Annotated in this window: 26 protein-coding genes; 13 read left to right on the plus strand and 13 right to left on the minus strand. The window is 58.1% G+C overall.

The features are described from left to right. Positions 1-5 precede the first annotated feature (5 nt). Genes astB through JT31_RS03590 form a run of 4 tightly spaced genes read right to left on the minus strand, consistent with a single transcriptional unit; the run spans position 6 to position 5,060 of the window. A complete protein-coding gene (gene astB / locus JT31_RS03575) occupies positions 6-1,337 on the minus strand; it encodes an N-succinylarginine dihydrolase (RefSeq protein WP_038473386.1) in 1,332 nt (443 codons plus the stop codon). Beyond that, on the minus strand, positions 1,334-2,812 hold the full coding sequence (gene astD / locus JT31_RS03580; RefSeq protein ID WP_038473389.1) for a succinylglutamate-semialdehyde dehydrogenase: 1,479 nt from the start codon (positions 2,810-2,812) through the stop codon (positions 1,334-1,336). The genes astB and astD overlap by 4 nt, the downstream gene beginning before the upstream one ends. Continuing rightward, positions 2,809-3,843, minus strand: coding sequence for an arginine N-succinyltransferase (astA, locus tag JT31_RS03585; RefSeq protein WP_038473391.1), 1,035 nt, complete (start codon positions 3,841-3,843; stop codon positions 2,809-2,811). The genes astD and astA overlap by 4 nt, the downstream gene beginning before the upstream one ends. Then, positions 3,840-5,060, minus strand: coding sequence for an aspartate aminotransferase family protein (locus JT31_RS03590; RefSeq protein WP_038473394.1), 1,221 nt, complete (start codon positions 5,058-5,060; stop codon positions 3,840-3,842). The genes astA and JT31_RS03590 overlap by 4 nt, the downstream gene beginning before the upstream one ends. Positions 5,061-5,504: 444 nt before the next feature. On the opposite strand from JT31_RS03590, the gene xthA reads away from it, so the two are divergent. Both xthA and JT31_RS03600 read left to right on the plus strand, forming a co-directional pair. Continuing rightward, positions 5,505-6,311 (plus strand): exodeoxyribonuclease III, encoded by an 807-nt coding sequence (gene xthA / locus JT31_RS03595; RefSeq protein ID WP_038473396.1) that lies wholly within the window; start codon positions 5,505-5,507, stop codon positions 6,309-6,311. A gap of 78 nt (positions 6,312-6,389) precedes the next feature. Continuing rightward, the gene (locus JT31_RS03600) at positions 6,390-7,058 is read left to right on the plus strand and encodes a TVP38/TMEM64 family protein (RefSeq protein WP_038473398.1); all 669 of its coding nucleotides are present in this window, start codon (positions 6,390-6,392) and stop codon (positions 7,056-7,058) included. A gap of 30 nt (positions 7,059-7,088) precedes the next feature. On the opposite strand, the gene JT31_RS03605 is transcribed toward JT31_RS03600, so the two are convergent. Next, positions 7,089-7,517, minus strand: a complete 429-nt coding sequence (locus tag JT31_RS03605) for an organic hydroperoxide resistance protein (RefSeq protein WP_038473400.1) — start codon at positions 7,515-7,517, stop codon at positions 7,089-7,091. Between the two features lie 208 nt (positions 7,518-7,725). Here JT31_RS03605 and JT31_RS03610 point away from each other — a divergent pair, with 208 nt between their 5' ends. From JT31_RS03610 to JT31_RS03630, 5 genes are all read left to right on the plus strand, one after another. After that, a complete protein-coding gene (locus tag JT31_RS03610) occupies positions 7,726-8,388 on the plus strand; it encodes a TVP38/TMEM64 family protein (protein ID WP_038473402.1) in 663 nt (220 codons plus the stop codon). Between the two features lie 39 nt (positions 8,389-8,427). Further along, the gene (locus JT31_RS03615; RefSeq protein ID WP_038473404.1) at positions 8,428-9,597 is read left to right on the plus strand and encodes an ABC transporter substrate-binding protein; all 1,170 of its coding nucleotides are present in this window, start codon (positions 8,428-8,430) and stop codon (positions 9,595-9,597) included. Beyond that, positions 9,594-11,168 (plus strand): ABC transporter permease, encoded by a 1,575-nt coding sequence (locus JT31_RS03620; protein WP_038473407.1) that lies wholly within the window; start codon positions 9,594-9,596, stop codon positions 11,166-11,168. Before JT31_RS03615 ends, JT31_RS03620 begins: the two co-directional genes overlap by 4 nt. Next, positions 11,168-11,791, plus strand: a complete 624-nt coding sequence (locus JT31_RS03625; protein WP_038473410.1) for an ATP-binding cassette domain-containing protein — start codon at positions 11,168-11,170, stop codon at positions 11,789-11,791. Before JT31_RS03620 ends, JT31_RS03625 begins: the two co-directional genes overlap by 1 nt. A gap of 84 nt (positions 11,792-11,875) precedes the next feature. Beyond that, positions 11,876-13,165: a rhodanese-like domain-containing protein gene (locus JT31_RS03630; RefSeq protein WP_038473413.1), complete on the plus strand. Its 1,290-nt coding sequence runs from the start codon at positions 11,876-11,878 to the stop codon at positions 13,163-13,165. A 70-nt stretch (positions 13,166-13,235) separates the two neighbouring features. On the opposite strand, the gene JT31_RS03635 is transcribed toward JT31_RS03630, so the two are convergent. Beyond that, entirely contained in the window at positions 13,236-13,862 is a 627-nt protein-coding gene (locus JT31_RS03635; protein ID WP_038473414.1) for a CDP-alcohol phosphatidyltransferase family protein, read from the minus strand. Beyond that, the gene (locus tag JT31_RS03640; RefSeq protein WP_038473417.1) at positions 13,863-14,426 is read right to left on the minus strand and encodes a carboxymuconolactone decarboxylase family protein; all 564 of its coding nucleotides are present in this window, start codon (positions 14,424-14,426) and stop codon (positions 13,863-13,865) included. Between the two features lie 73 nt (positions 14,427-14,499). On the opposite strand from JT31_RS03640, the gene JT31_RS03645 reads away from it, so the two are divergent. Continuing rightward, positions 14,500-14,910 carry a pyrimidine (deoxy)nucleoside triphosphate diphosphatase gene (locus JT31_RS03645; RefSeq protein ID WP_038473418.1) on the plus strand — a complete coding sequence of 137 codons (411 nt, stop codon included), beginning with the start codon at positions 14,500-14,502 and terminating at the stop codon, positions 14,908-14,910. Here JT31_RS03645 and JT31_RS03650 read toward each other — a convergent pair. Genes JT31_RS03650 through selD form a run of 3 tightly spaced genes read right to left on the minus strand, consistent with a single transcriptional unit; the run spans position 14,876 to position 18,120 of the window. Beyond that, on the minus strand, positions 14,876-15,163 hold the full coding sequence (locus tag JT31_RS03650) for a YnjH family protein (RefSeq protein WP_038473421.1): 288 nt from the start codon (positions 15,161-15,163) through the stop codon (positions 14,876-14,878). The genes JT31_RS03645 and JT31_RS03650 overlap by 35 nt on opposite strands. Continuing rightward, positions 15,078-17,075 carry a DNA topoisomerase III gene (locus JT31_RS03655; protein ID WP_038473424.1) on the minus strand — a complete coding sequence of 666 codons (1,998 nt, stop codon included), beginning with the start codon at positions 17,073-17,075 and terminating at the stop codon, positions 15,078-15,080. Before JT31_RS03655 ends, JT31_RS03650 begins: the two co-directional genes overlap by 86 nt. A 4-nt stretch (positions 17,076-17,079) precedes the next feature. Then, positions 17,080-18,120 carry a selenide, water dikinase SelD gene (selD, locus tag JT31_RS03660; RefSeq protein WP_176982395.1) on the minus strand — a complete coding sequence of 347 codons (1,041 nt, stop codon included), beginning with the start codon at positions 18,118-18,120 and terminating at the stop codon, positions 17,080-17,082. A gap of 262 nt (positions 18,121-18,382) precedes the next feature. On the opposite strand from selD, the gene phoC reads away from it, so the two are divergent. Further along, positions 18,383-19,132, plus strand: coding sequence for an acid phosphatase PhoC (gene phoC / locus JT31_RS03665; RefSeq protein ID WP_038473430.1), 750 nt, complete (start codon positions 18,383-18,385; stop codon positions 19,130-19,132). Positions 19,133-19,178: 46 nt separating this feature from the next. On the opposite strand, the gene JT31_RS03670 is transcribed toward phoC, so the two are convergent. Continuing rightward, entirely contained in the window at positions 19,179-19,730 is a 552-nt protein-coding gene (locus tag JT31_RS03670) for an NAD(P)H nitroreductase (protein WP_038473431.1), read from the minus strand. 231 nt (positions 19,731-19,961) lie between these two features. Here JT31_RS03670 and sppA point away from each other — a divergent pair, with 231 nt between their 5' ends. The 4 genes from sppA (at position 19,962) to JT31_RS03690 (ending at position 25,086) form a co-directional block, all read left to right on the plus strand. Then, positions 19,962-21,812 carry a signal peptide peptidase SppA gene (gene sppA, locus JT31_RS03675; RefSeq protein ID WP_038473433.1) on the plus strand — a complete coding sequence of 617 codons (1,851 nt, stop codon included), beginning with the start codon at positions 19,962-19,964 and terminating at the stop codon, positions 21,810-21,812. A 114-nt stretch (positions 21,813-21,926) separates the two neighbouring features. After that, the gene (gene ansA, locus JT31_RS03680) at positions 21,927-22,943 is read left to right on the plus strand and encodes an asparaginase (RefSeq protein WP_038473434.1); all 1,017 of its coding nucleotides are present in this window, start codon (positions 21,927-21,929) and stop codon (positions 22,941-22,943) included. Positions 22,944-22,953: 10 nt separating this feature from the next. Further along, complete coding sequence (pncA, locus tag JT31_RS03685) at positions 22,954-23,589, plus strand: bifunctional nicotinamidase/pyrazinamidase (protein ID WP_038473437.1); 636 nt, start codon at positions 22,954-22,956, stop codon at positions 23,587-23,589. A gap of 222 nt (positions 23,590-23,811) precedes the next feature. Then, on the plus strand, positions 23,812-25,086 hold the full coding sequence (locus tag JT31_RS03690; RefSeq protein WP_038473440.1) for a glycoside hydrolase family 18 protein: 1,275 nt from the start codon (positions 23,812-23,814) through the stop codon (positions 25,084-25,086). A gap of 52 nt (positions 25,087-25,138) precedes the next feature. Here JT31_RS03690 and JT31_RS03695 read toward each other — a convergent pair whose 3' ends face one another. Then, complete coding sequence (locus JT31_RS03695) at positions 25,139-25,417, minus strand: YeaC family protein (RefSeq protein WP_038473442.1); 279 nt, start codon at positions 25,415-25,417, stop codon at positions 25,139-25,141. Between the two features lie 39 nt (positions 25,418-25,456). Beyond that, entirely contained in the window at positions 25,457-25,870 is a 414-nt protein-coding gene (gene msrB / locus JT31_RS03700; RefSeq protein ID WP_038473445.1) for a peptide-methionine (R)-S-oxide reductase MsrB, read from the minus strand. Positions 25,871-26,134 lie beyond the last annotated feature (264 nt).

A 26,134-nucleotide genomic window follows, 5' to 3' on the forward strand; every position in this document is an offset into this window, starting at 1 on the left:
CTCCTCTATTGCTGGAACGGGTACACCGAGCCTAAATCCAGAATACGCGTCAGTTCATCAAGCGCTTCTCGCCCCTCGCGCAGCAGCAGCGGGTCGGCTAAATCCGCCTGCGTCAGGCGGTCGCGATACCAGCGATCGACCCAGCCATTTAACGTCATAAACAGCGTATCGTTCATCATCACCGCCGGGTTAACCGCCTTTAACTCTTCGTCCGTCAGCACCACCCGCAGGCGCAGGCACGCCGGGCCGCCGCCGTTGGCCATGCTTTCCCGCAGGTCAAAGACCTGCAGTTCGCTGATGGGGTTATCCGCCTCCAGCAGCTGATTAAGGTAACGCCAGACGCCGGGATGCTGACGAGATTCTTCCGGCAGCACCAGCGTCATGCCGCCGTCAGCGCGGCTCAGCAGCTGGCTGTTAAACAGATAGGTTGAGACGGCATCGGCAACCGAAACCAGGTTGTCCGGCACTTCAATAGCCTTGAAACCGGGGACATGTTTACCCAATTGCTGATAAAGCCCCGGCTGGTCAACAAACGCATGCTGATGGCAGAACAGCACCTCGCGGTTAGACACCGCGATGACATCGTTGTGGAATACACCCTGGTCGATAACCGCCGGGTTCTGCTGAGCATAAATCACCTGTTCAGGCCGTACCTGATTCAAACGTGCCACGGCCTGGCTGGCTTCCAGCGTCTGCCGGGCAGGATAGCGAGCGGGCGCCTGACCACTTTTTGAATCTTCACGGCCATAAACAAACAGCTGCACGCCGGGGTCACCATATTCACCGCCCAGGCGATTGTGGTTTGCCGCGCCCTCGTCGCCAAATAACGCCACCTGCGGTAGCGCGCCGTGTACGGCAAAACGCCCGGTATCACGGAACATCGCCCGCAGCACGTTTTCCGTCGTCGGCGCTTCGCTGGCGCGATGAAATTTATTATTCAGGTTGGCGACGGTGAGGTGCACTTTCCCGTCCAGCGTATCGGCCGAAGGCGCCACCGTAGCAGCGTTCGCCACCCACATAGATGAAGCCGAGCTGGCGGCCGACAGCAGCTGCGGAGCCTGGCGAGCCGCGCGTTCAACAACCTGCTCATCGCTGCCGCTGAAGCCTATCTGCCGCAAAACGCCGATATTAGGGCGCTTCTGCGGAGCAATGACGCCCTGCGGATAACCCGCATCCGCCAGCGCTTTCATTTTCAGCAGCCCCTGCTTCGCCGCCAGCTTCGGGTTAGACACGCGAAACTGGTGCTTAGTCGACGCTTCATTGCCAAACGACAGGCCGGCGTAATGGTGGGTCAGCCCCACCAGTCCGTCGAAGTTGGCTTCACGAGCTCGCTTCATGGCTGCTCCTCGCGGCTAAAATCAAGGCCCGGACTTAACGTTTGCGGCAGCGCAAAGCTCGTGCTTTCCAGCGAGGCCATCGGCCAGGCGCAATAGTCAGCCGCATACCAGGCGCTCGCGCGGTGGTTGCCCGAAGCGCCCACGCCGCCAAAAGGCGCGGTACTGGCGGCACCGGTTAACGGCTTATTCCAGTTCACGATCCCGGCCCGCGCTTCCAGCAGCAGCTGGTCAAACTGCTCGCGGGACGGCGAGATAAGCCCGCTTGCCAGGCCATAACGCGTGTCGTTGGCCATACGGATAGCGTCGTCAAAGCTGTTATAGCGGTAGATAGCCAGCAGCGGGCCAAACACTTCTTCATCCGGCACGTCGGCCACGCCGCTAAGCTCGACGATCCCCGGCGTCAGTAATGACGTTCCAGGGCGAATCATTTTCGGTTCCAGCAGTGGCTTACCGCCGCGCACGACGTGCTCCTGAAACGCGGTCAGCACACGCTCGGCGGCCTGCACGGAAATAAGCCCGCCGATGAACGGCTGTGGAATGGCATCCCATTCGCCCGGCTGCAGGCGAGCAGAAACTTCAACCAGGCGGCGAATAAATTCATCCCCCTGCTCGCCCTGCTTCACCAGCAGGCGACGGGCGCAGGTACAGCGCTGCCCGGCGGTGATAAACGCAGACTGGATCGCCACGTGAACGGCCCCGTCGATATCCTGCGGATCTTCGACGATCAGCGGGTTGTTGCCCCCCATTTCGAGGGCGAGGATCTTCTCCGGCTGCCCGGCGAACTGGCGGTGAAGGTGGTAACCGGTGCCCGCGCTGCCGGTAAACAACAGGCCGTCGAGATCTGACTGCTGCGACAGCGCCTGCCCGGTTTCGCGCCCGCCCTGTACCAGGTTAAGCACGCCGGCAGGAATACCGGCCTCTTCCCACAGTTTCATCACCTGTTCACCGATGCGCGGCGTGAGCTCGCTCGGCTTAAAAATGATGGTGTTCCCGGCCAGCAGCCCCGGCACGATATGGCCGTTAGGTAAATGGCCGGGCAGATTGTACGGGCCGAAGACCGCCAGCACGCCGTGAGGACGATGGCGTAAAGTTGCCGCGCCGTCCGGCATCGCGGTCTGCGTTTCGCCGGTTCTGGTATGGTAAGACTTGATTGAAATGGCAATCTTGTTAACCATCGCGGCCGCTTCGGTCGCGGCCTCCCAGCGCGGTTTCCCGGTTTCCTGGGCGATGGTCTCGGTGAGTGCGGCTTTATTCGCTTCCAGCAGCCCGGCAAAACGCTCGACAATCTCCTGGCGTTCGGCAAACGGGCGCTTCGCCCAGCCAGGAAACGCCGCGCGTGCGGCACGGCAGGCCTCATCTACCTGATCTTTATCCGCCACCAGCCCTTCCCACAGCAGCGAGCCGTTCACCGGGTTATGCTTTAACAGCGCTTCGCCGCGCCCTGGAACCCATTGTCCGTTAATCCAGTTAGTCATACTTTTTTCTCCTCGGGGCACAGGCGCACCACGCGCACGGTGTCTCCGCTGGCGCACTTCAGCGCGTCGGCGGTGGCGGCATCAAGAACCAGTTTCTCGCCTTTCGGGTCAGCTTTGATCAGCATGACGCGGAACTGGTGGTAATTTTCATTGGCGACCAGGCAGATCGGCAGCTCGTCGGTAGCGGGCTGGCCGATAGCCACGGTCTGCAGGCGGCTTTTACGGATAGCACGTACGCGGTCGATATCACATTCCAGCGTAGGGCCGCCGTCGAAAATGTCGACATAGTTCCGGTAGCGGAACCCTTCTGCTTCAAGCACGGTGCGCGCAGGCGCCGTTTGCGGATGCACCTGGCCGATAACCGCCTGCGCCTCTTTGGAGAGGAAGTCGGTATAAATCGGATGTTTTGGCATCAGTTCGGCAATAAAAGCTTTCTGCCCTGTGCCGCACAAATAGTCGGCGCGGGCAAACTCCATCGAGAAGAAACGATTGCCGAGGCTTTCCCAGAACGGAGAATGCCCGTGCTCGTCGATCACGCCGCGCATCTCGGCAACCACTTTGTCGTTAAAGCGCTCGCGGAAGGCCGCCATAAACAGGAAGCGGGATTTCGACAGCAGGTAACCGTTCCCCTCTTTACGCCAGGCCGGATCGAGGAACAGCGTACAAAGCTCGCTGCTCCCGGTATGGTCGTGGCTCAAAAACAGCGTCGGCAGCGCGTTGTAAATATTTAACTCTTTGGAGGCGTGAACCAGCGTGCCAACCCGGTAGTTGTACCAGGGATCGTTCAGCCCCACCGCCACTTCGATGGCGCAAATCCCCACCACCTGGCCGCAGCTGGAATCCTCCAGCACAAATACATAGCCCTGGTCGCCTTTCGGCAGCCCGCCCTGCCAGGTTTGCAGCGAGCGTTCGATGCGGTCGGCCAGCGTTTTTTCATCGGCGGGCAGCGAGGTCAGCCCGCCGCCGGTTTTCCCGGCAAGCGCGAGCAGCCCCGACAGATCGCCTCGTTCAACCGGGCGGATAACCATCATGATGAGACTCCAGCGAGGAAGCGTTCACAGGCGCGTTCAAAGCGATCCAGACCGAGCTGAACTTCCGCCTCGCTGACGATGAGCGCAGGCGCAAAACGCAGCACGTTAGCCCCGGCAATCAGCATCATCAGACCTTCCTGCGCGGCGGCCTGCAGAATAAGTTTAGCTTTACCTGCATGTTCCGGGCGCAACGCACAGCCGATGAGCAGCCCTAAGCCACGAACTTCGCTGAACAGCTGATGTTTCTGGTTGATGTGGTTCAGGCGCTCAACGAACCAGTCATGGCGCTGCTTCACGCCGTTCAGGACTTCTGGCGTATTGATAATTTCCAGCACTCGCCCGGCAACCGCTGAGGCCAGCGGGTTACCGCCGTAGGTAGTGCCGTGGGTGCCGACAACCATCACTTTGGCAAAGCGATCGGTGGTCAGCAGCGCGCCGATAGGGAAGCCACCGCCCAGCGCTTTGGCCGTAGAAAGAACGTCCGGCGTCACGCCATAGTGCATATAGGCATACAGCGAGCCGGTGCGGCCCACGCCGGTTTGCACTTCATCAAAAATCAGCACCGCGTTGTGTTTGTCACACAGCTCGCGCAGCCCCTGCAGGAATTCAGGCGTGGCGGGCACTACGCCGCCTTCACCTTGCATAGGCTCAACAATGACCGCGCAGGTTTCATCGTTGATCAGCTCACGGGCGGACGGCAAATCGTTAAATACCGCGTGGTTGATTTGCGGAGGCAGCGGCGCAAAATCCTGGGAATAGGCAGGCTGGCCACCGGCCGTGACGGTAAACAGCGTACGGCCGTGAAACGCATTCTTGAACGCTACAATACCGCTTTTCTGCGTGCCAAAATTATCATGAGCGTATTTACGCGCCAGCTTCAGCGCGGCTTCGTTTGCTTCTGCGCCCGAGTTACAGAAGAACACTTTCTCGGCAAAGGTGGCGTCAATCAGCTGCTTTGCCAGCTTCAGCACCGGCTCGTTGGTGTAGCCGTTACCGGTATGCCAAAATTTTGCAGCCTGCTCTTCCAGCGCTTTGCGCATTTCAGGATGGGCGTGCCCCAGAGCGTTAACCGCGATGCCGCCGGCAAAGTCGATATAGTCTTTTCCCTGCTGGTCCCACAGGGTGGAACCCTCGCCGCGAACCGGAATAAAAGGCGCAGGGGCATAAACCGGCATCATCCATTCGTCGAAATGTTGGCGTGTAATTGACTGCGACATAGTGACCCCTCACGGTAAACAAAAAGTTTATTAAATGTTAAATAATTGAGTGTTTGCGCTGTAAATGTAGATTGCAGACATCGTGCCAGCCAGCGATAAAAATGCATAAACCGGTGAGGGAAACGAAAAATCAATAACTTAAAAACACCCCTCATTCACTAAAAGTGAATAATAAGTGCATAGTTTTAACGTAGCGCCTGATTCGCGACACGAAAACAAGAAATATTATGCAGTGGTAAAATATAATGCTGGAATTGTGATCGCCTTCGGGATTTGCCTGCCGTTTTCGCCCCCTTTTTGCGCATTGAGATCAATTTTGGTGCAAATGTTGCTTTATTTCTGCCCGTCAGGCGCGCCTATGGCAGCGATTAGCTTCGGCGCAGCAACCTGCGCCGTTTTCTGCTACCATCCTGCAACAATTAACCTGACAACCTGGCAGCGACTATGAAATTTGTCTCTTTTAATATCAACGGCCTGCGCGCCCGTCCTCACCAGCTGGAAGCCATCGTAGAACAGCATCAGCCGGACGTTATCGGTCTGCAGGAAACCAAAGTGCATGACGATATGTTCCCGCTCGAAGATGTGGCGAAACTCGGCTATCACGTGTTTTATCACGGCCAGAAGGGCCACTACGGCGTGGCGCTGCTGACCAAAGAGAAGCCGATTACGGTACGTAAGGGCTTCCCTGGCGACGACGAAGACGCCCAGCGCCGCATTATCATGGCGGAAATCCCTTCGGAGTTCGGCAACCTCACGGTGATCAACGGCTACTTCCCGCAGGGCGAAAGCCGCGATCATGAAACCAAGTTCCCGGCTAAAACCAAGTTTTACCAGGATCTGCAGGACTTCCTGCAGGGTGAGCTGCGCCCGGAAAACCCGGTACTGATCATGGGTGACATGAACATCAGCCCGACCGATCTGGACATCGGCATTGGGGAAGAAAACCGCAAGCGCTGGCTGCGTACCGGGAAATGCTCGTTCCTGCCGGAAGAGCGCGAATGGATGGCTCGCCTGCTCGGCTGGGGCCTGGTAGACACCTGGCGCCACGCCAACCCTGAAGCGCAGGACAAATTCTCGTGGTTTGACTACCGTTCAAAAGGCTTCGACGATAACCGCGGCCTGCGTATAGATCTGCTGCTGGCAAGCCAGGGGCTGGCGCCGCACTGCGTGGCAACAGGGATCGACTATGAGATCCGCGGCATGGAAAAACCGTCCGACCACGCACCTGTTTGGGCGCAGTTTAAGCGCTAAGAGAAATACTGAAGGTCGACATATCTTCAGAAAAGGACGGCGAGATGCGGTTTTTCCCCCTGACGAGGAGCAAACAGAATGCGTAAGATCCTGTTTTTGCTGCTGGCCACGCTGGTCATCTCGCTGTTAGTCCTGCTGCCGCCGGGCACCCTTAGCCTGGCGACGCTGCAGAAATACCATGCCCAGCTCTCGCTCTGGCACGCCGAGCGCCCGCTGCAGGTAATGGGGGCTTTTTTCATCGGCTATTTCCTGATTTCCGCCCTTTCTATTCCCGGCACGCGCATCATGACGCTGATGGGCGGCGCGCTGTTTGGGCTGATTGAAGGCACCGTTCTGGTCGCTACCGCGGCCGCCAGTGGCGCAACTGTGGCGATGCTGCTCAGCCGCTATCTGCTGCACGACTGGGTGCAGCGGCGCTTTGCCGCGAGAATGGCGAAGATTAACGAAAGCATTAAGAACAATATTACGCAGTGCCTGTTTGCCCTGCGCCTTGTGCCCGTATTGCCCTTCTCCATCATCAACCTGCTAATGGGCCTGACGTCCATTTCCACCCTTCGTTTTGCGGTGATAACGCTACTCGGCCTGCTGCCGTCCATCGTGCTGTACATCAGCACCGGCCGCCAGCTTAGCCAGATAGAAAGCCTGCGGGACATTATTTCTCCCGCCATGCTGCTGCTGTTTGCGCTGATTGGCCTGCTGCCGCTGGTTTCCCACTGGCTGATAAAAAGAGCCCGGCTCAAAAACTAAACGCCCCCGGCGAGCGAAGGCGTTTTGTCATTACCCTTGCGAAAGCAACGTCACCTCGATATTGCCGGTAATCGCCCGCGAATAGGGGCAGGTTGCATGGGCCGCTGCCAGTAAAGTTTCGCGCTGGGCTTCGCTTATCCCCGGCAGCTTAACGTTGAGCGTGACGGCGAGAGCAAAGTGGCTGTCGTTATCCACTTTACCCAGCGAGACGCTGGCCTCGACAGCGGTCTCCTTCGGCACACGGATCGCCAGTTTTTTCCCCGCCAGACCTATCGCGCCCATAAAACAGGCCGAATAGCCGACGGCAAAAAGCTGCTCCGGGTTGGTGCCTGGTTTCCCGGAGCCCGGCGTGCTGAGCTGCACGTCCAGGCTGCCGTCGTCCGAACGCCCGTGCCCGCCGCGGGCACCAACGGTGGTGGTATGGGCGGTATACAGCACTTTTTCGAGTCTGGCGGTCATGGTGATTCCTCAATCGTGGGTGGCAAGAGCCGCCATTTAACCGCCGCCGTGTATCTGCCATGTGTCCAGCTTCGGGCCAAAATGTATAAGCCTGTATCCACTTCATGACCTGGCTCAAGCACGCTGTCACTGCCCCTCCGCTATACTCCACGCCTTTACGGAAGTGGGATCGACATGACGATGGGCAAGCAAAAGAAAAGGATTACGCGTGCGTAAGATAATCTTCGCCCTGCTGGTGATAGCCGTGGCGCTCTTTCTTTTCCTGCTGCCACCGGGAACCCTGAGCCTGCAGGCGCTTCAGCATTCTCAGGCACAGCTTGTTCACTGGCACGCACAGCATCCCATGTTGGCGGCAGGCGCTTTTTTCTTCTGCTATTTTCTTACTGCGGCTTTTTCCATTCCGGGTGCCACATTGCTGACGCTGTTGGGCGGCGCGATGTTTGGTCTTGTGCAGGGCACGCTGCTGGTTGCTGTCGCTGCCACCGGAGGCGCCACTGTGGCCATGCTCATCAGCCGTTATCTGCTTCGGGACTGGGTGCAGCGCCGCTTCTCGCGCATGATGGAGAAGGTGAACCAGGGCGTACAGCGAGACGGCGGTCATTACCTTTTTGCCCTGCGGCTCGCGCCGGTCTTCCCGTTCGTGCTGGTGAATTTATTAATGGGGCTGACGCCGATGGGCGTGGTTCGCTATGCCGTAATTAGCCTGTTGGGCATGCTGCCCGCCATCGTGGTGTACATCAACACCGGCAGGCAGTTGAGCCAGCTGCAAAGCCTGAGCGATATTCTCTCGCCCGGCATGATGCTGATGTTTGCCCTGCTGGGGCTGCTGCCGCTGGCCTCGCGCTGGCTGGTCAGGCTCACCGCTAAATAACGTTTTAAGGACACTCTCTTGCAACGCTTTATTCCTGGTATGCGGGCGCTGATGTTTGCCCTGTCACTGGTCGGCTTTAGCGCCGTCTCACAAGCCCAAAGCTGGCAGGAGATTCGCCAGCAGGCGAACGGCCAGACGGTTTACTTCAACGCCTGGGGCGGCGATCCAGCCGTCAACGCATACCTTGCCTGGGTCAGCCAGGAGGTAAAAAACCACTACGGCGTGACGCTCAAGCTTGTGAAGCTGGCGGACGCAGCCGATGCGGTCAGGCGTATTCAAAACGAAGCGGCGGCGGGCAGAAAAAATGGCGGCTCCGTAGACCTGCTTTGGGTCAACGGCGAAAACTTTAGCGTGCTCAAGCAGGTGGGTTTACTCAGCGAAAGTTGGGCCGAAAGCCTGCCAAACTGGCGGTATGTCGACCTTAATAAACCGGTGCGCGAGGATTTTTCGGTGCCGGTTAACGGCGCGGAAGCGCCCTGGGGGAGCGCGCAGCTGATGTTTATCGGCGATAAGCAACGCACGCCCGAGTTCCCGCAGAATGCACAGCAGCTACTGGAGTTCGCCAGGGCTAATCCCGGCAAGCTCAGCTACCCGCGCCCGCCGGATTTTACCGGCACGGCGTTTCTGGAGCAGTTGCTGATTGTGCTGACCGAACGGCCGGAGGCGTTGAAAATCGCGCCTAACCCGGCGAGCTTTGAACAGGTTACCGCCCCGCTCTGGCGCTATCTCGACCAGCTGCAGCCTTACCTTTGGCAGAAAGGAAAAGCCTTCCCGCCGACGCCAGCGAGAATGGATCGCATGCTGGCCGACGGCGAGCTGTTAGTTTCCATGACGTTCAATCCGGCGCACGTGGACAATCTGATTGCCCGCCGCCAGCTTCCTGCGTCGGCAGTCTCCTTTGGCTTCCGGGAAGGTATGCTGGGTAACGTGCATTTTGTGGCTATCCCGGCGAACAGCAGCGCCAAAGCCGGTGCGCAGGTGGTAGCCAACTTCCTGATATCCCCGGCAGCGCAAATTCGCAAAGCTGACCCGGCGGTATGGGGAGATGCAAGCGTGCTGAACGGCGATGCGCTGCCCCAGCGTCAAAAAGTACAGCTGCAGGAACTGATGCCCAAAAGTCAGCGCCCGGTACCCTTCCTTGCCGAACCGCACGCCGCCTGGGTCACCGCCATTGAACAAGCCTGGCTGCAACGCTACGGATCCCGATGAGCCGCAGCTTTGCGCTTGCCGGATGGCTGGCGGCAGGCCTGGTGTTTATCCCCGTGCTGCCGGGGCTCGCCCTGATGATTCCGCCCTTATTGAGCGGAGAAACCTGGCTTGCCCTCTGGCAGGACTCGCAGTGGCCCGAAGCCTTACTTGCCACGCTGGTATCAACCCTTATCAGCGCCGGCGGCGCATTGCTGCTGACGTTGATAATTATCTGCGGCCTGTTTCCCGGCGAGCGCTGGCAGCGCTATCTTCGGCGTCTGCCGCTGCTGCTGGCTCTGCCGCACGTCGCCTTTGCCAGCGGCTTTTTCTTTCTATTTTCAGACAGCGGCTGGCTGGCTCGCCTGCTTAACCTCTCGCTGCCGCCGGATAGCTACGGCGTAGCCCTCGGGATTATGCTGGCGTTGAAGGAAGCCTGGTTCTTGCTGTGGTTCTCGGCCGCGCAGCTGCCAGGCGAACGGCTGAGCCAACAGCTAACGCTCGCCAGAACGCTCGGCTACGGCGAGCTTCAATCTCGCCTGTTTGTGCTCGTGCCGCAGCTTCTGCCTCGCCTGGGCTGGGCGCTGGTGGCGATAGTTGCCTACAGCCTGTCCGTGGTGGACGCCGCGCTGATACTGGGCCCCGGTAACCCACCAACGTTTGCCGTGCTGGCCTGGCAGTGGCTAACCGACAGCGATATCTCCCGCCAGCACATGGGGCTTGCCGCGTCCGGCGTCTTGTTGCTGATGCTCGGAGGCATTGTTATTGGCGGGCGTGTAACGTGGAAACTGATCGAGCCGCGCAGCATAAAATTTTCAGGCAAACGTCATCAACTGAGCATTATCTTTATGGGCGAAGGGATAAGCCGCGCGCTCTCACTGCTTGCTCTCGCGGCTATCCTGATGCTCGCCATCTGGTCCTTCGCTGAAGGCTGGTTCTATCCCGCCCTGCTTCCGGAGAACTTTACCCTTAGCGGCTGGCGGCAGGCAGAACTTGCGCCGCTTTGGACAGGCCTTATTGCGGGGCTTATCAGCGCCTTTCTCGCGCTGCCCATTGTGCTGCTTTGGCTGCAGGGCTGCCCTCGCCGCTACGATGGCTGGCTTTTTCTTCCGCTTTTGCTTCCCGCGCTGCCGCTGGCCGCCGGGCAGTATCAGCTGCTGCTCAGGCTGGAGCTGGAAGGGACATGGCTCGTGCTTATCTGGAGCCATCTTTTATGGGTCGTGCCCTACACGCTGCTGATCCTGAAGCCCGCCTGGCAGCAAATCGATCCGCGCCTGGTGCTCATGGCGCAAACTTTCGGCTGGTCGTCTGGAAAAATTCTCTGCCTCACCAAAGTCCCACTGCTTGTGCGCCCGCTGCTGGCGGCGATGGCGGTTGGTTTTTCGGTGAGCATTGCGCAATATTTACCTACGCTTTATGCCGGAGCGGGCCGCTTTACGACCGTGACCACGGAAGCCGTAGCGCTCAGCAGCGGCGGGGATCCGCCACAGTTTGCCCTCCAGGCGCTGCTGCAAACGCTGCTGCCGATGGGGATGTTTATCATCACGACCTGGCTTAGCCGCCTGGCCGGTGCCTACAGAAAAGGATTATGTTAATGCTCAGCGTGAGGAACTGTTCAATACTGCGCGACGGCAAGCCGCTGCTGGAAAATATCAGCTTCGACGTTCCGCCCGGAGGCGTAGTGACGCTGATGGGGCCATCTGGCGCGGGAAAATCAACATTTTTGAACTGGACGATCGGTGATTTGCCGGCAGCGTTCACCGCAGGCGGAACGCTGGAGCTTAACCAGCGCCGTCTGGAATCGCTGCCCGTTGAACAGCGCCGCATCGGCATGCTGTTTCAGGACGCCCTGCTGTTCCCGCATCTCGACGTGGGGCAAAACCTGCTGATGGCGGCCCCGGCCAACATCAAGGGGCGCTCGCAGCGGCAGCGGCTTGTCGCAGAGGTGCTGAAAAATGCAGGGCTGGCAAACTATGAACGCAGAGATCCTGCGACGCTTTCCGGCGGCGAGCGCGCGCGAATCAGCGTGCTCCGCGCCCTGGTTGCCGAGCCTGAAGCCTTACTGCTGGATGAGCCATTTTCCAGGCTGGATCTGCCGCTACGCCAAAATTTCCGGGAATTTGTCTGGCAAAAAACCCACCAGCTCGGGCTGCCGGTGGTCATGGTAACCCACGATGAACAGGATATTCCCGCTGGCAGCCAGGTTATTTGGCTTTAGCCCACCGAACATGAGATATCGCAAAGAAGCCAGAACCTACGGTGACTAAACTGGCGGCTCTTTTGCTATCTTTCAGGTTATTAGATGAAACGTGTTTCTCCGTTAACCACCGCCCTGCTGCTTGCCGGGCTGTCCCATGCCACCTTTGCCGCCGCGATGCCTGCTGAAATGAACCTTTCTAGCGTAAAAGCCGAAAATGGCGTGGTGATCGACACCCGTCCGAGCGCGTTTTACAACGGCTGGCCGCAGGCCGTGAACACCGTCGGCGGCCATGAACCCGCCGCGCTGAACCTTTCTGCCTCGTGGCTGACGCTGATGAGCGACGAGCAGCTTGGCGAGTGGGCTAAACAACATCAATTAAATAAAACCGGGCTGATTGCGCTCTACGGCGACGACGCTCAGGCCGTTAAGACTCGTTTAGAAAAGCTGGGCTTTACTCAGGTTTCAATGCTGAAAGACGGGCTGCAGGATCCTTCCCGTCTACAGAAACTGGCGCATTTTGAGCAGCTGGTTTACCCGCAGTGGATCCACGATTTACAGAATAAAAAGCCGGTTACCGCCGCGCCTGCCGGCGACTGGAAGGTCATCGAAGCCGGCTGGGGCGCGCCGAAGAAATATCTTCTCAGCCACATTCCCGGCGCGGGCTACATCAACACCGAAGAAGTTGAAAGCGAGCCGCTGTGGAATAAAGTGTCCGACGACAAGCTGAAAGCCATGCTGGCGAAGCACGGCATCCGGCACGATACTACGGTCATTTTGTATGGTCGTGACGTCTATGCTGCGGCACGTGTGGCGGCGATTATGCTGTATGCCGGAGTGAAAGATGTACGCCTGCTGGACGGCGGCTGGGCAACCTGGAGCGCGTCTGAGCTGCCCGTGGAGCGTGGCCTGCCGCCACAGCCTGCTCCGGCTGACGATTTTGGCGCAACAATTCCCGGCCAGCCGCAGCTGATGCTGGACATGGAACAGGCGCGCGCGCTGCTGCACCGCAAAGATGCCTCTCTGGTCAGCATTCGTTCCTGGCCAGAGTTTATCGGCACCACCAGCGGCTACAGCTACATCAAGCCCAAAGGCGAAATTGCGGGCGCTCGCTGGGGCCACGCGGGATCTGACTCCACGCATATGGAAGACTTCCACAACCCGGACGGCACCATGCGCACCGGGGACGATATCGCCGCCATGTGGAAAAGCTGGAATATCACTCCCGATCAGCAGGTTGCCTTTTACTGCGGCACAGGCTGGCGCGCCTCAGAAACGCTGATGTATGCGCGGGCCATGGGCTGGAAGAACGTCGGCCTGTACGACGGCGGCTGGTATGAATGGAGCGCCGATCCGAAGAACCCTGTGGTGAGCGGCGAGCGCAAGCCAAACTGATCCCGGATTGAGGATTACGCCCCTCACCCTGCCCCTCTCCCCAAAGTGGAGAGGGTTAGGGTGAGGGGGCTTAATCTGCGGATTTCCCCAGCCGTTTTAACGTCTTATACCCGCCCCAGATGCGGTTCAGCGTCGTCAGCCAGCACAGCCCGCCGAAGATCCACGCCAGCCAGGCAAACCAGCCGGGGAACAGGCAGCCCAACACAAACAGCAGAATAGTCTCGGTACCTTCGGTCAGCCCGCCCAGATAGTAAAACGACTTATGGGCATAGCCCGGGTTGGCGATGTCGTGCTTCTGCGCCAGGGCAGCGAACGCCAGAAAACTGCTGCCGGTGCCGATAAACGAAAACAGCAGCCACGCGCCGGCGAGCGCATTTTGCGCGGGGTCAGCGAGAATAAAACCAAACGGCACGAGGGCGTAAAACAGAAAATCCAGCGCGATATCGAGAAAACCGCCCGCATCGGTTAACCCTCTTCGCCTTGCCAGCGCGCCGTCCAGGCCATCAAGCAGGCGGTTAAGCACAATCGCGACCAGCGCCAGGCTATACCACTGCAGCGCCAAAAAAGGCAGCGCCAGCACGCCCAGGGCAAAGCCCGCCAGCGTCAGGCGATCCGGCGTGATGGCAGGTTTGTCCAGCGCGGCGGCGAGGCAGTTAAGAGCGGGTTTGATACGCGGGTGAAGATAGCTGTCGAACATTTATTTTTTCCCGTTCGTCGGGCACAGCCCCTGGGAGGGGATATCCAGCGCGGCGTTAAAGCGGGCAGAAAGATTTTGAAAAGCAATCAGGGCGGTAAGCTCGGTCATCGCCTGGTCGTCGAAATGCTGCTTAAGCGTCTGTTTGAGTTCGTCAGATACCCGCGGCGGCGTGGCGGTCATCGCTTCGGCGTAGGCCAGCGCGGCCTGCTCTTTCTCACTGAAACCCGGTTCGCTGCGCCAGTTGGCTACCGCCAGAACTTTCGCCATCGACCCGCTGCGTTCAGCCAGGCGCAGGCTGTTCGCGTCGATACAAAATTCACAGCTGCACTGCTGCGACACCCTGGTCATCACCAGCGAGCGGGTTACCGGGTCGATTTTTGCCCGACGTCTTTCCAGAAAACCGACAAATAGCGCCACCAGCCAGAATAAATAGGGCAGCCTGCCCCACCAGCGGGTCGGGTTCAGCACAGCGCCAAAATGCTTTTCCTGCATCGCCACAATCGGACGCAGGCTTTTGGGCAAAGTTTTCAAAGGCGCAATCCAGGGCGCGCGTTTCGTTTCCATTGTTCAGTCACTCTTCTGATCGGCTGTGATGGCGGTTATTATGCCACGCCTGCCCCACAGAGAATGGACACCGATGCTAAAAAACCTTGATGTTGTCGCGGCTATTATCGAGCGTGAAGGAAAAATTTTGCTGGCCCGCCGCCCGGAAGAAGGCGATCAGCCCGGCCTGTGGGAGTTTCCCGGTGGGAAAGTGGAAGCGGGAGAAACGCAGCCGGAAGCGCTGGCGCGAGAGTTACGGGAAGAACTGGGGATTACGGCGCAAATCGGCGGCTACGTTGCCAGCCATCGGCGCGAGGTTTCCGCCAGGATGATTAATTTGCACGCCTGGCACGTCGCAACATTTCAAGGCGAGTTAACCGCCCATTGTCACAGCGAGCTGGCGTGGTGCGAGCCGCCGGAAGCGTTTGGCTATGCCCTCGCCCCGGCGGATATCCCGCTGCTTGAAGCGTTTATGGCTTCACGCGACGCCAGACCAGCGGATTAGTCCCTAAGACTTTTTCATCGCGCTGGCACTGCAGCAGAATACCTTCGCTTTTCACTACCGCCCCTTCCGAGTAGTTTTTATTCTCATAAATACAGCACTGGTTGCAGGGCGGCGTCTGCGGCTGATTGCTGTTGGTAAACACTTCCGGCGGCACCACCACGTCAACGTCAGGCTGACGGTGCTGAACCGCCATCGCCGGCAGACTCATCATTAGCATCGCGGCGGCGGCGGCGAGCAGGCTTTTTACTGGCATCATCACTTCCCTCTTTTTTGGCCCAACGTTTCGCTTTTTTTCCGTCATCCTGGGCTTTGATGCCCTTAAAGGCGTGGCGCACCGGCGTGGTTCGCGCCTGATGAATCAGGTCATAAAGCGTTTGCACCAGCGGCTGCATAAAGTCCTGATAGCGGCACTGCTTTTCGCTGATTTGCGTCAGCGTCGACTCCCAGTGCGCGGTCATATCCGGCCTTGCGGCCAGTTCCGGCAGCGAGTGGATCAGCGCCCGCCCGGCGTCCGTAGAATGAATATAGCGCCCTTTCTTGACCAGGAAGGCGCGTTTAAATAACAGTTCGATGATCCCGGCTCGCGTTGCTTCGGTGCCTAATCCGTCCGTCGCGCGCAGGATCTTTTTCAGATCTTTATCCTGCACAAAGCGCGCAATCCCGGTCATCGCCGACAGCAAAGTCGCGTCCGTAAAATGGCGCGGCGGCTGAGTTTGTCGTTCCACGACTTCACCGTGCTCACACAGCAGTTCGTCACCCTTCGCCACCACCGGCAGCGGGGTGCCGTCGTTCTCTTCATCACGCTCTTTGTTACCCAGCAGCGTGCGCCAGCCTGCTTCCGCAAGGAAACGCGCTTTGGCAATAAATTTGCCTCCGGCGATATCCAGATCGATGGTGCATTTGCGGAACACCGCATCGGCGCAGAACTGCATTAAGTATTGACGGGCGATCAGGCCATAAACTTTAGCCTCATTTTCACTTAATGAAATAGAAGAGCTGCGGGCGGTAGGAATTATGGCGTGGTGCGCGTCGACTTTTTTGTCATCCCAGCAGCGATTACGCAGGTCGGCATCTACCGCGGGCTGCGGCAGTAAATCCGGCTGATGCACGCTGATAGCGTTCAAAACCGCATGGCGCCCGGCAAAATGCTCTTCGGGCAGGTAGCGGCAGTCGGAACGCGGGTAGGTAATCAGCTTGTGGGTTTCGTACAGCTTCTGGCAGATATCCAGCACGTTCTGGGCGCTCAGCCCAAAGCGTTTTGCCGCTTCAATTTGCAGGCTCGACAGCGAAAACGGCAGCGGTGCGATTTCCGATTCCCGTTTATCGTTATAGGCGGTCACCAGCGCAGGGTGGCCGTTGATACGCGCCACCACGTGCTCTGCCAGCTTGCGGTTCAGCAGGCGTCCTTCTTCGTCCTGATGCGGCTCGCAGGATTCGCTGGGTTGCCATACGGCGACAAATCGCTCGTCGGCAGGCGTCACGATATGAGCTTTCACTTCAAAATAATCTTTGGCGACGAAGTTCTCGATCTCTTCATCGCGGCGTACCACCAGGCCCAGTACCGGCGTCTGTACGCGGCCAACGGAGAGCACGCCCTGGTAGCCCGCATTGCGCCCGAGAATGGTGTAGGCGCGGGTCATGTTAATCCCGTAAAGCCAGTCGGCGCGGGCGCGGGCCAGGGCTGAAACGCAAAGCGGAATAAATTCACTGTTGGCACGGAGGCGGGAAATCGCCCGCTCCACCGCCTGCGGGTTGAGATCGTTTATCAGGCAGCGCTGCACCTGCTGGCGTTTTTCAGGTGCCAGTTGGAGATAGTCCAGCACCTCATCCACCAGCAGTTGCCCTTCACGATCCGGGTCACCGGCGTGAACTACTTCGGTTGCCTGAGTCAGCAGCTTTTTAATGGCGTTAAGCTGTTTTGTCACCGAAGGGCGCGGCTGTAGCTGCCATTTTTCCGGCACAATGGGCAAGTCCGCCAGGTTCCAACGGGCGTAACGCCCGTCGTAGGCGTCCGGCTGCGCCTGCTCGAGCAGGTGGCCTATACACCAGGTCACCACCTGGCCGTTGCCGCATTCAATGAACCCGTCGCCTCTGCGATGAGGTTTAGGCAGCACGTCGGCAATCGCTCGTGCGAGGCTTGGTTTTTCCGCAATAAACAGCCGCATCGACTTAACGAATCTCAATCATTGGGCGACCCGCGCGAGCGTCTCTGAGTTCCCCGATTGGGCTGAGCTGAATCCCGTTCCGCTCGGCAGCCGCGAAGACTTCGGCTTCTGCGTCAGCGCGCACCGCCAGCAGCAGGCCGCCGGAAGTTTGCGGATCGCACAGCAGATTGCGCCATGCCTCCGGCATCTCGCCCACAAGCTGGCCGTAGCTTGCAAAGTTGCGCGAGGTGCCGCCCGGCACGCAGCCCTGCTCAATGTAGCTTTCAACGCCCGGCAGTTTCGGCACGCATTCGTACCACACTTCCGCCTGAACGCCCGCGCCTTCACACATTTCGCTCAGGTGGCCAAGCAGGCCAAAACCGGTCACGTCGGTCATCGCCGTCACGCCGGTAATATCGGCAAATTCCGCGCCGACTTTGTTCAACTGGCACATGGTTTCTGCCGCCAGGCCTTTGTGCTCAGGCTTCAGCAATGATTTTTTCTCGGCGGTGGTCAGCACGCCAATGCCGAGTGGTTTGGTGAGGAACAGCTTACAGCCAGCTTCGGCGGAGCTGTTTTTCTTCACTCGCTCAGTAGGCACCACGCCGGTCACGGCAAGGCCAAAAATAGGTTCAGGGGCGTCAATCGAGTGGCCTCCGGCCAGCGAAATACCCGCCTGCTGGCAGACGTAACGCCCGCCCTCAATCACTTCACGGGCGATTTCCGGCGCCAGCGTATTAATCGGCCAGCCGAGAATAGCGATCGCCATGATCGGTTTGCCGCCCATCGCGTAGATGTCGCTGATGGCGTTAGTCGCCGCGATGCGGCCAAAGTCGAAAGGATCGTCCACAATCGGCATGAAGAAGTCGGTGGTGCTGATGATACCGGTGCCGTTGCCCAGGTCGTAAACCGCCGCGTCATCGCGCGTTTCGTTCCCCACCAGCAGATTCGGATCGACAAACTTCGCCTGCTCGCTGTGCAAGATGGTTTCTAAAACCTTCGGGGAAATTTTGCAGCCGCATCCTGCGCCGTGGCTGTACTGGGTCAAACGAACGGTTTGCTTCATGGACATCTCCTGTCGTTAGGCATTTCTACTCTAAATAATTCAAGCTGCAGCCTGAACTATGACGAGTATATGGTAGCGCTCAAACGCCCCGGTAGTAAGTCTGACTGTCCTAAATCGCGTGTCGTTGCTCACTATGCAGGCAAAGCGGAAGTTTTGTGAAGCCAGGCGGCATTTTGCCGATGCGCTCTTTTACTCGAATATGACAGAAATGTTACAACCATCAGGCAACTATCTGGACAACCCACGCCTGTAAGGAATAACAATGAAAAAACGCGTAATGGCTTTCTGTATTGCCGGCCTGTTCTCCTCTGCGGCCTTTGCCCTCGCCCCGCCAGGAAATGATTCCACCACTAAACCCGATCTCTATTACCTGACCAACGCTCAGGCCATCGACAGCCTGGCGCTGCTGCCACCTCCGCCGGAAATCGGCAGCATTGCGTTCTTAAATGACCAGGCGATGTATGAGAAAGGCCGCCTGCTGCGCTCGACCGAACGCGGCAAGTTAGCCGAGGAAGATGCCAACTTGAGCGGCGGCGGCGTGGCTAACGCCTTCTCCGGCGCGTTTGGGTCGCCGATTACCGAAAAAGATTCGCCCGAGCTGCATAAGCTGCTGACCAACATGATTGAGGATGCAGGTGACCTCGCCACTCGCGGCGCGAAAGAAAAGTACATGCGAATTCGCCCGTTTGCCTTCTACGGCGTGCCGACCTGCAATACCAAAGAGCAGGACAAGCTGTCGAAAAACGGCTCTTATCCTTCCGGGCATACTTCAATTGGCTGGGCAACCGCGCTGGTGCTGGCTGAGATCAACCCGCAGCGTCAGAACGACATCCTGAAGCGTGGGTTCGAGCTGGGCCAAAGCCGGGTGATTTGCGGCTACCACTGGCAGAGCGATATTGACGCCGCGCGCGTCGTGGGCTCCGCCGTAGTGGCCACGCTGCATACCAACGCGGCTTTCCAGCAGCAGCTACAGAAAGCGAAAGATGAGTTTGCGAAACAGCAGAAGAAATAAGAAGTGAAATCCCTGCCGGGTAGATGCCCGGCAGGATAGCGCTCAATCAGAAGCGAGACACGAACGCTGACGTGTCCGGGGTGCTAATGGTCGTGGAAGCTTTAAGCTGCGGGGTACCGAGATAAAGGAAGCCCACCACTTTATCCTGCTCACGGCCGCCCAGCCCTTCACGAACCATGTCGTTTTCGGTCCATGCGCCGCTGCGCCAGATGCCGTTAAAACCCTGGGCAACCGCCGCCATCTGCATCGCCATTACCGCACAGCCTGCGGAAACCACCTGCTCCCACACCGGCACTTTATGATTAGCATCGCAATGCGCGACGACGGCGATGATTTGCGGGGCGCGGAACGGTGAAGTACGAGCCTTCTCAACGCTCTTTTCATCCATGCCGGCGGCAAGTGCCGCTTTTTCCAGCAGTTGGGCAAAGCGCTCACGGCCTTCGCCTTCGATAACGATGAAGCGCCACGGCTGGAGCGTACCGTGGTCCGGGGCGCGCATACCGGCGCGCAGGATATTCTCCAGCACTTCACCTGCCGGGGCGGGTTCGGCCAGGCGGGACGCGCTGCGGCGGTTAATCAAAAGTTCAAGTGCATCCATTTTAAAGCCCCTTACTTACAGGAAATAGCTGGCGAAGCGCGGAGGTTGCCCCAGCCCGTTAAATGATTTTCATTCACAAAATTAACACAGCCGTAGTTTTTGTTACAGCGTCGCCCCGATTTCCTGCTGACATTTCCTCGCCCTCTCTTTAGGATAGCCTTTACTTTCGCCGCTTTAGCCAGCTCATTGCGGCGTGCGGGTAATACCCCTATTGAAGGTTATGGAGAAAACATGCGCACCATTGGGCGATTTATTAGCGGCTTTTTTAAGTGGACCTGGCGTCTGCTTAACTTTATTCGGGAATTCATTCTCAACTTGTTCCTGATCCTGCTGATCCTGGTCGGGGTTGGTATCTGGATGCAGGTAAAAAGCACGCCAGCAGAGCCTGTGCGCGGTGCGCTGCTGTTGGACATCACCGGCGTGGTGGTCGACAAACCGTCGGTCAGCAATAAGCTGGGCGTGATTGGCCGTCAGCTGGTGGGCGCCAGCTCCGATCGCCTGCAGGAAAACTCGCTGTTTGATATCGTCGACGCTATTCGTCAGGCGAAGGACGACCGCAATATCACCGGCATCGTGCTGGACCTGAAAGATTTCGCCGGGGGCGATCAGCCGTCCATGCAGTACATCGGCAAAGCGCTGCGCGAGTTCCGCGACGGCGGCAAGCCGGTTTATGCCATGGGCGACAGCTACAACCAGAGCCAGTACTATCTGGCGAGCTTTGCCAACAAGATTTGGCTCTCGCCGCAGGGCATGGTTGACCTGCACGGTTTCGCCACCAACGCCCTGTATTACAAAACCCTGCTGGATAAGCTGAAGGTTTCTACTCACGTCTTCCGCGTCGGCACCTATAAGTCTGCCGTCGAGCCGTATATCCGCGACGATATGTCCCCTGCCGCGCGCGATGCGGACGGCCGCTGGATTGGCGAGCTGTGGCAAAACTACCTGAATACCATCGCGGCCAACCGCCAGATAACCGCTCAGCAGGCGTTCCCTGGCGCTCAGGCGCTGTTGGATAACCTGCAAAAACTGGGTGGCGATACCGCGAAATATGCCCTGGACAACAAGCTGGTCGACGAGCTGGCAAGCAGCGCGGTGGTAGATAAGGCGCTGGTGAAACAGTTCGGCTGGAGCAAGGCGAACAAAGATTTCAGCTACACCAGTATCTACGACTACAGCGTGAAAAAACCGGCTGAACAAGGTGACGCCATCGCGGTTATCTTCGCCAACGGCGCCATCATGGACGGCGAAGAAACCCCGGGCCAGGTCGGCGGCGACACTACGGCGATGCAGATTCGTGAAGCGCGTCTGGATCCGAAGGTGAAAGCTATCGTCTTGCGCGTGAACAGCCCTGGCGGCAGCGTGACCGCTTCGGAAACGATTCGTGAAGAGCTGGTTGCCGCACGTGAGGCCGGGAAACCTATCGTGGTGTCGATGGGCGGCATGGCGGCATCCGGCGGCTACTGGATTTCCACCCCGGCGAACTACATCATCGCCAACCCAAGCACCCTGACCGGCTCGATTGGTATTTTCGGCGTCATTAACACCGTAGAAAATACGCTTGATGCGATTGGCGTACATACCGACGGCGTGTCAACGTCGCCGCTGGCTGACGTGGCCGTGACCAAAAAGCTGCCGCCGGAAGTTCAGCAGATGATGCAGCTCAGCATCGACAACGGCTACAAGCGCTTTATCGGCCTGGTGGCTGCTTCCCGTAACAAAACGCCTGAGCAAATCGACCAGATTGCCCAGGGCCACGTCTGGACCGGCGAAGATGCGAAGGCTAACGGCCTGGTAGACAGCCTGGGTGACTTTGACGATGCCGTCGCCAAAGCCGCCGAGCTGGCGAAGCTGAAGAGCTGGCACCTGGCGTTCTGGCAGGATGACGCGACCTTTACCGACATGGTCTTTAACGCCATGACCGGTTCCGTCCGCGCTGCGCTGCCGCAGGCTATTCAGGCTTATCTGCCAGCCCCGCTGGCCGACGCCGCGCTGGCGGTCAAAGCTCAGAATGATAAGTTCGGCACCATGAACGATCCGCAAAACCGTTACGCCTTCTGCCTGACCTGCGGCGACGTGCGTTAATTTACTCCAATGAAGCAAAGCCCGGTTAATGGACTGACCCCATTAAACCGGGCTTTTTTTTTCCGTCATCCTCTCTATACTCTGCCGCAAATACAGTAAGCGTTGAGCAAAACTATGCCAAAGAAATCCATCTACGTTGCCTACACCGGCGGTACCATCGGGATGCAGCGTTCCGAGCACGGCTATATTCCCGTTTCCGGCCACCTGCAGCGCCAGCTGGCACTGATGCCCGAGTTCCATCGCCCGGAAATGCCGGACTTCACGATCCACGAGTACGAGCCGCTGATGGACTCTTCGGACATGACGCCCGAAGACTGGCAGCACATTGCCGACGACATTAAGGCCCATTACGACGAATACGACGGCTTTGTGATCCTGCACGGCACGGATACCATGGCGTTTACCGCCTCGGCCCTCTCCTTCATGCTGGAGAACCTCAGCAAACCGGTTATCGTCACCGGCTCTCAGATCCCGCTGGCGGAGCTACGCTCTGACGGGCAAATAAATCTGCTCAATTCGCTGTACGTGGCGGCCAATTACCCGATCAACGAAGTCACGCTGTTCTTCAACAACCGTCTGTACCGTGGGAACCGCACCACCAAGGCCCATGCAGACGGCTTTGACGCCTTTGCTTCCCCTAACCTTGCGCCGCTGCTGGAAGCCGGGATCCACATCCGCAAGCTGAACACGCCACCCGCCCCGCACGGTGAAGGCGAGCTGATTGTCCACCCGATCACACCGCAGCCGATTGGCGTGGTGACTATCTATCCTGGAATTTCTGCCGATGTGGTAGGCAACTTCCTGCGCCAGCCGGTAAAAGCCCTGATCCTGCGATCCTACGGCGTGGGCAATGCCCCACAGCAGGGCGCGTTCATTAAAGAGTTGCAGGAAGCGAGCGCGCGCGGCATCGTGGTGGTTAACCTCACGCAGTGCATGTCCGGCAAAGTGAACATGGGTGGTTACGCCACGGGCAACGCGCTGGCACAGGCCGGCGTTATCAGCGGGTTCGATATGACGGTGGAAGCCACGCTAACCAAGCTTCACTATCTGCTGAGCCAGGGCCTGGACGCCCAGGCGATTCGTGATGCGATGTCGCATAACCTGCGTGGTGAACTCACTCCCGACGAATAAGGAAACGCCAATGGCGCAACGTGCTTTGCTGTTGATTGATTTGCAGAACGATTTTTGTGCCGGTGGCACGCTTGCCGTCCCGGAGGGCGACAGCACGGTTGACGTGGCGAATGAGCTTATCGGGCTGTTTAAAGCGCGTGGTGAGAGCGTGATAGCGAGCCAGGACTGGCACCCGGCCGGGCACGGCAGCTTCGCCAGCGTGCAGGGCGCAGAACCTTTTTCACAAGGGACTCTCGACGGGTTGGCGCAAACCTTGTGGCCCGATCACTGCGTGCAGGACAGCGAAGGCGCAAAACTTCATCCGCTGCTGAATGCCTCAGGCATCGATAAAATCGTCTACAAAGGCCAGAATCCGGCTATCGACAGCTACAGCGCGTTTTTTGACAACGAGCACCGGCAAAAGACCGACCTTGATGGCTGGCTGCACGAACACGGCATTCATCACCTTGTTGTGCTGGGGCTGGCCACGGATTACTGCGTGAAGTTTACCGTGCTGGATGCCCTTCAGCTGGGCTATGAGGTGACCGTTATCACCGACGGCTGTCGCGGCGTAAACCTGCAGCCGCAGAACAGCCTGCTGGCGTTTCAGGATATGGCCGTCGCCGGCGCCACGCCGGTGACCCTCGCCGACTTTACCTGCCAGTAGATTTTACCTGCCAATAATTGTAGGGGCGGCCACCCGCCCCGCACTTTTGTATCGATTCCGCTCACAATCTACGCTTTTTTTGCTCGCCCTCGCCTGGGAGCGCTCTCATAATCACATTCAATGAATTTATTCAGCACTTTAGCTGATTTCGCTTTCCGCCGTTTTCGTCAGTTATGCGTGGCCGGGGAGCTTTTATGTTGTGCCCGTCAAAGAGGAATCATTATGTCATTCACACGTAAAATGTTACCGCTGGTGGCCGCGGTGACGCTAGCCTGCAGCGGCGTTGTGCAGGCTGAATCTTTGCTTTCCGTGGGTTACTTCAACGGCGGCGGCGACGTCACAGCCGGGCCCGGTGGGGATATCAATAAGCTTGATGTTCGCCAGATAACCCACCTCAACTACTCCTTTGGCCTGATTTATAACGACGAAAAAGCCGAAACCAACGAAGCCCTGAAGGACTCGTCAAAACTTCACCAGATCTACCTTTCTCCGAAAGTCATCTCTGACCTCGAAACCCTCCCGACGCTGCGCAAACAGAACCCGCAGCTGAAAATTTTGCTGTCCGTGGGCGGCTGGGGTGCGCGTGGTTTCTCTGCCGCAGCGGCAACGCCAGAGAATCGCGCGGTGTTTATCCGCTCCGTGCAGGAAGTGATGGATAAATATGGCCTGGACGGGATCGATCTCGACTGGGAGTTCCCGGTGAACGGCGCATGGGGGCTGGTAGATAAGCTGGACGCTGACCGCGACAACTTCACCGCCCTGCTGAAAGAGCTGCGTACAGCCGTCGGCGATAAAAAACTGGTGACCATCGCCGTCGGGGCCAACGCCGAAAGCCCGAAAAGCTGGGTTGACGTGAAGGCCATCGCGCCGGTGCTGAACTACATCAATCTGATGACCTACGACATGGCATACGGCACTCAGTACTTCAACGCCAACCTGTACGATTCGAAAAAATGGCCTACCGTAGCCGAAGCCGACAAGTACAGCGCTGACTTCGTGGTGAATAACTATCTCGCCGCCGGGCTGAAGCCGCAGCAGATGAACCTCGGTATCGGCTTCTATGGCCGCGTGCCTAAACGCGCCGTTGAGCCAGGCATCGACTGGTCAAAACCTGACGCACAGAAAAACCCCGTGACGCAGCCGTACTTCGGCGAACGTGAGCTGGCGCTGTTTAAAACCGCGCTGGGCGTAGATCTGACCAAAGACACCTACGTCAAATACAACGACCTTGTGAAGAAAATGCTGAACGATCCGCAGAAGCGCTTTACCGAGGAGTGGGATGAGGACGCGAAGGTGCCTTACCTGACGCTGAAGTCTGCTGAAGGTAAACCGCTGTTCGCGATTTCTTACGAGAACCCGCGCTCGGTGAAGATCAAAGCCGAGTACATCAAGGAGAAAGGCCTGGGCGGCGCGATGTTCTGGGAGTATGGCGCGGATGACAACAATCAGCTGGCGAAGCAGCTCGCCGAGTCGCTGGGCATTGACCACGCTAAATAATCAGTAACACTGATAAAAATAAGGGAGACCAGCGAGTCTCCCTTTTTACTTACTACAGCTTCATGGTCACAAACGGCGCGGGCTCGATGCCAAACTCCGCTTTCAGCTGCTGCTTGCTCTTCATCACCATCTGGCCGTTGGTGTCGATGGTCATGTGCTGCGCATCCGTGTTGTGGCGCGCCTGCCACAGCATCACCAGCTGCAGGCTATTGTCCTTCTGCTCCGGGGTTAACGCCACGCCGTCGGGCCATTTCCCCAGTTCGACAGCCGTCGTCAGACGCTGATAAATCTCAGGCGTCATCACGCTCAACATCTCATCCAGATTGCTCATGTTACGCTCCGTCGAGGAATAATTAGCTGAATCGATTTTTCAACCATCAACCTGATCGCCATTTTGCCCGTCGGTGAAGCTCAGGGAAGCCGAGTTGACGCAATAACGCTCGCCGGTGGGCTGAGGGCCGTCCGGGAACACATGTCCCAGGTGCGCATCACAGCTGCCGCAGCGAATTTCAACGCGTTCCATACCGTGGGAATTGTCGGTCAGATAGCGAATGGCGTCGGGGCCGACAGGCTCGTAGAAGCTAGGCCAGCCGCAGCCTGAGTCGTATTTGCTTTCCGAAAGAAACAGCGGCGCGTCGCACACCAGGCAGTGATAAATCCCGTCGCGCTTGTTATGCAGCAGACGCCCGGAATACGGCGGTTCAGTACCGTGCTTCTGGGTCACATAATATTGCATTTCGCTGAGGTTTTTCTTATTTGAATCAGGGGGTAATTGATTAGACATAGGCGTACATCTCGGTCAGTTCAATTGGGACAGCTCACGGCACCATTCTAACAAAAAATTAACAACACCGTGCTGGTTTTTGTTCTAAACTTAGCCCTGAAATTCTGGCACGGCACAAAGCGTGACGTGAATCACATTATTGCTTGAACTGGCGTTTAAAATCCCCCGCATCGTCCCCATTTGGATTTAAGCCCAAAAGGAAGCGTGAGGCGTTCAGTCGTACAAACCCTGTTCACAGGATTGATTTGTCGCAATGATTGACAC

The sequence above is a fragment of the Cedecea neteri genome, assembly GCF_000757825.1.
GTDB lineage: Bacteria > Pseudomonadota > Gammaproteobacteria > Enterobacterales > Enterobacteriaceae > Cedecea > Cedecea selenatireducens.

Bases quoted from the DNA above. Each gene is read 5' to 3' on its own strand.
- astB (WP_038473386.1), bottom strand. From the start codon at position 1,337: ATGAAGCGAGCTCGTGAAGCCAACTTCGACGGACTGGTGGGGCTGACC.
- astD (WP_038473389.1), bottom strand. From the start codon at position 2,812: ATGACTAACTGGATTAACGGACAATGGGTTCCAGGGCGCGGCGAAGCG.
- astA (WP_038473391.1), bottom strand. From the start codon at position 3,843: ATGATGGTTATCCGCCCGGTTGAACGAGGCGATCTGTCGGGGCTGCTC.
- JT31_RS03590 (WP_038473394.1), bottom strand. From the start codon at position 5,060: ATGTCGCAGTCAATTACACGCCAACATTTCGACGAATGGATGATGCCG.
- xthA (WP_038473396.1), top strand. From the start codon at position 5,505: ATGAAATTTGTCTCTTTTAATATCAACGGCCTGCGCGCCCGTCCTCAC.
- JT31_RS03600 (WP_038473398.1), top strand. From the start codon at position 6,390: ATGCGTAAGATCCTGTTTTTGCTGCTGGCCACGCTGGTCATCTCGCTG.
- JT31_RS03605 (WP_038473400.1), bottom strand. From the start codon at position 7,517: ATGACCGCCAGACTCGAAAAAGTGCTGTATACCGCCCATACCACCACC.
- JT31_RS03615 (WP_038473404.1), top strand. From the start codon at position 8,428: ATGCGGGCGCTGATGTTTGCCCTGTCACTGGTCGGCTTTAGCGCCGTC.
- JT31_RS03620 (WP_038473407.1), top strand. From the start codon at position 9,594: ATGAGCCGCAGCTTTGCGCTTGCCGGATGGCTGGCGGCAGGCCTGGTG.
- JT31_RS03625 (WP_038473410.1), top strand. From the start codon at position 11,168: ATGCTCAGCGTGAGGAACTGTTCAATACTGCGCGACGGCAAGCCGCTG.
- JT31_RS03630 (WP_038473413.1), top strand. From the start codon at position 11,876: ATGAAACGTGTTTCTCCGTTAACCACCGCCCTGCTGCTTGCCGGGCTG.
- JT31_RS03635 (WP_038473414.1), bottom strand. From the start codon at position 13,862: ATGTTCGACAGCTATCTTCACCCGCGTATCAAACCCGCTCTTAACTGC.
- JT31_RS03640 (WP_038473417.1), bottom strand. From the start codon at position 14,426: ATGGAAACGAAACGCGCGCCCTGGATTGCGCCTTTGAAAACTTTGCCC.
- JT31_RS03645 (WP_038473418.1), top strand. From the start codon at position 14,500: ATGCTAAAAAACCTTGATGTTGTCGCGGCTATTATCGAGCGTGAAGGA.
- JT31_RS03650 (WP_038473421.1), bottom strand. From the start codon at position 15,163: ATGCCAGTAAAAAGCCTGCTCGCCGCCGCCGCCGCGATGCTAATGATG.
- JT31_RS03655 (WP_038473424.1), bottom strand. From the start codon at position 17,075: ATGCGGCTGTTTATTGCGGAAAAACCAAGCCTCGCACGAGCGATTGCC.
- selD (WP_176982395.1), bottom strand. From the start codon at position 18,120: ATGAAGCAAACCGTTCGTTTGACCCAGTACAGCCACGGCGCAGGATGC.
- phoC (WP_038473430.1), top strand. From the start codon at position 18,383: ATGAAAAAACGCGTAATGGCTTTCTGTATTGCCGGCCTGTTCTCCTCT.
- JT31_RS03670 (WP_038473431.1), bottom strand. From the start codon at position 19,730: ATGGATGCACTTGAACTTTTGATTAACCGCCGCAGCGCGTCCCGCCTG.
- sppA (WP_038473433.1), top strand. From the start codon at position 19,962: ATGCGCACCATTGGGCGATTTATTAGCGGCTTTTTTAAGTGGACCTGG.
- ansA (WP_038473434.1), top strand. From the start codon at position 21,927: ATGCCAAAGAAATCCATCTACGTTGCCTACACCGGCGGTACCATCGGG.
- pncA (WP_038473437.1), top strand. From the start codon at position 22,954: ATGGCGCAACGTGCTTTGCTGTTGATTGATTTGCAGAACGATTTTTGT.
- JT31_RS03690 (WP_038473440.1), top strand. From the start codon at position 23,812: ATGTCATTCACACGTAAAATGTTACCGCTGGTGGCCGCGGTGACGCTA.
- JT31_RS03695 (WP_038473442.1), bottom strand. From the start codon at position 25,417: ATGAGCAATCTGGATGAGATGTTGAGCGTGATGACGCCTGAGATTTAT.
- msrB (WP_038473445.1), bottom strand. From the start codon at position 25,870: ATGTCTAATCAATTACCCCCTGATTCAAATAAGAAAAACCTCAGCGAA.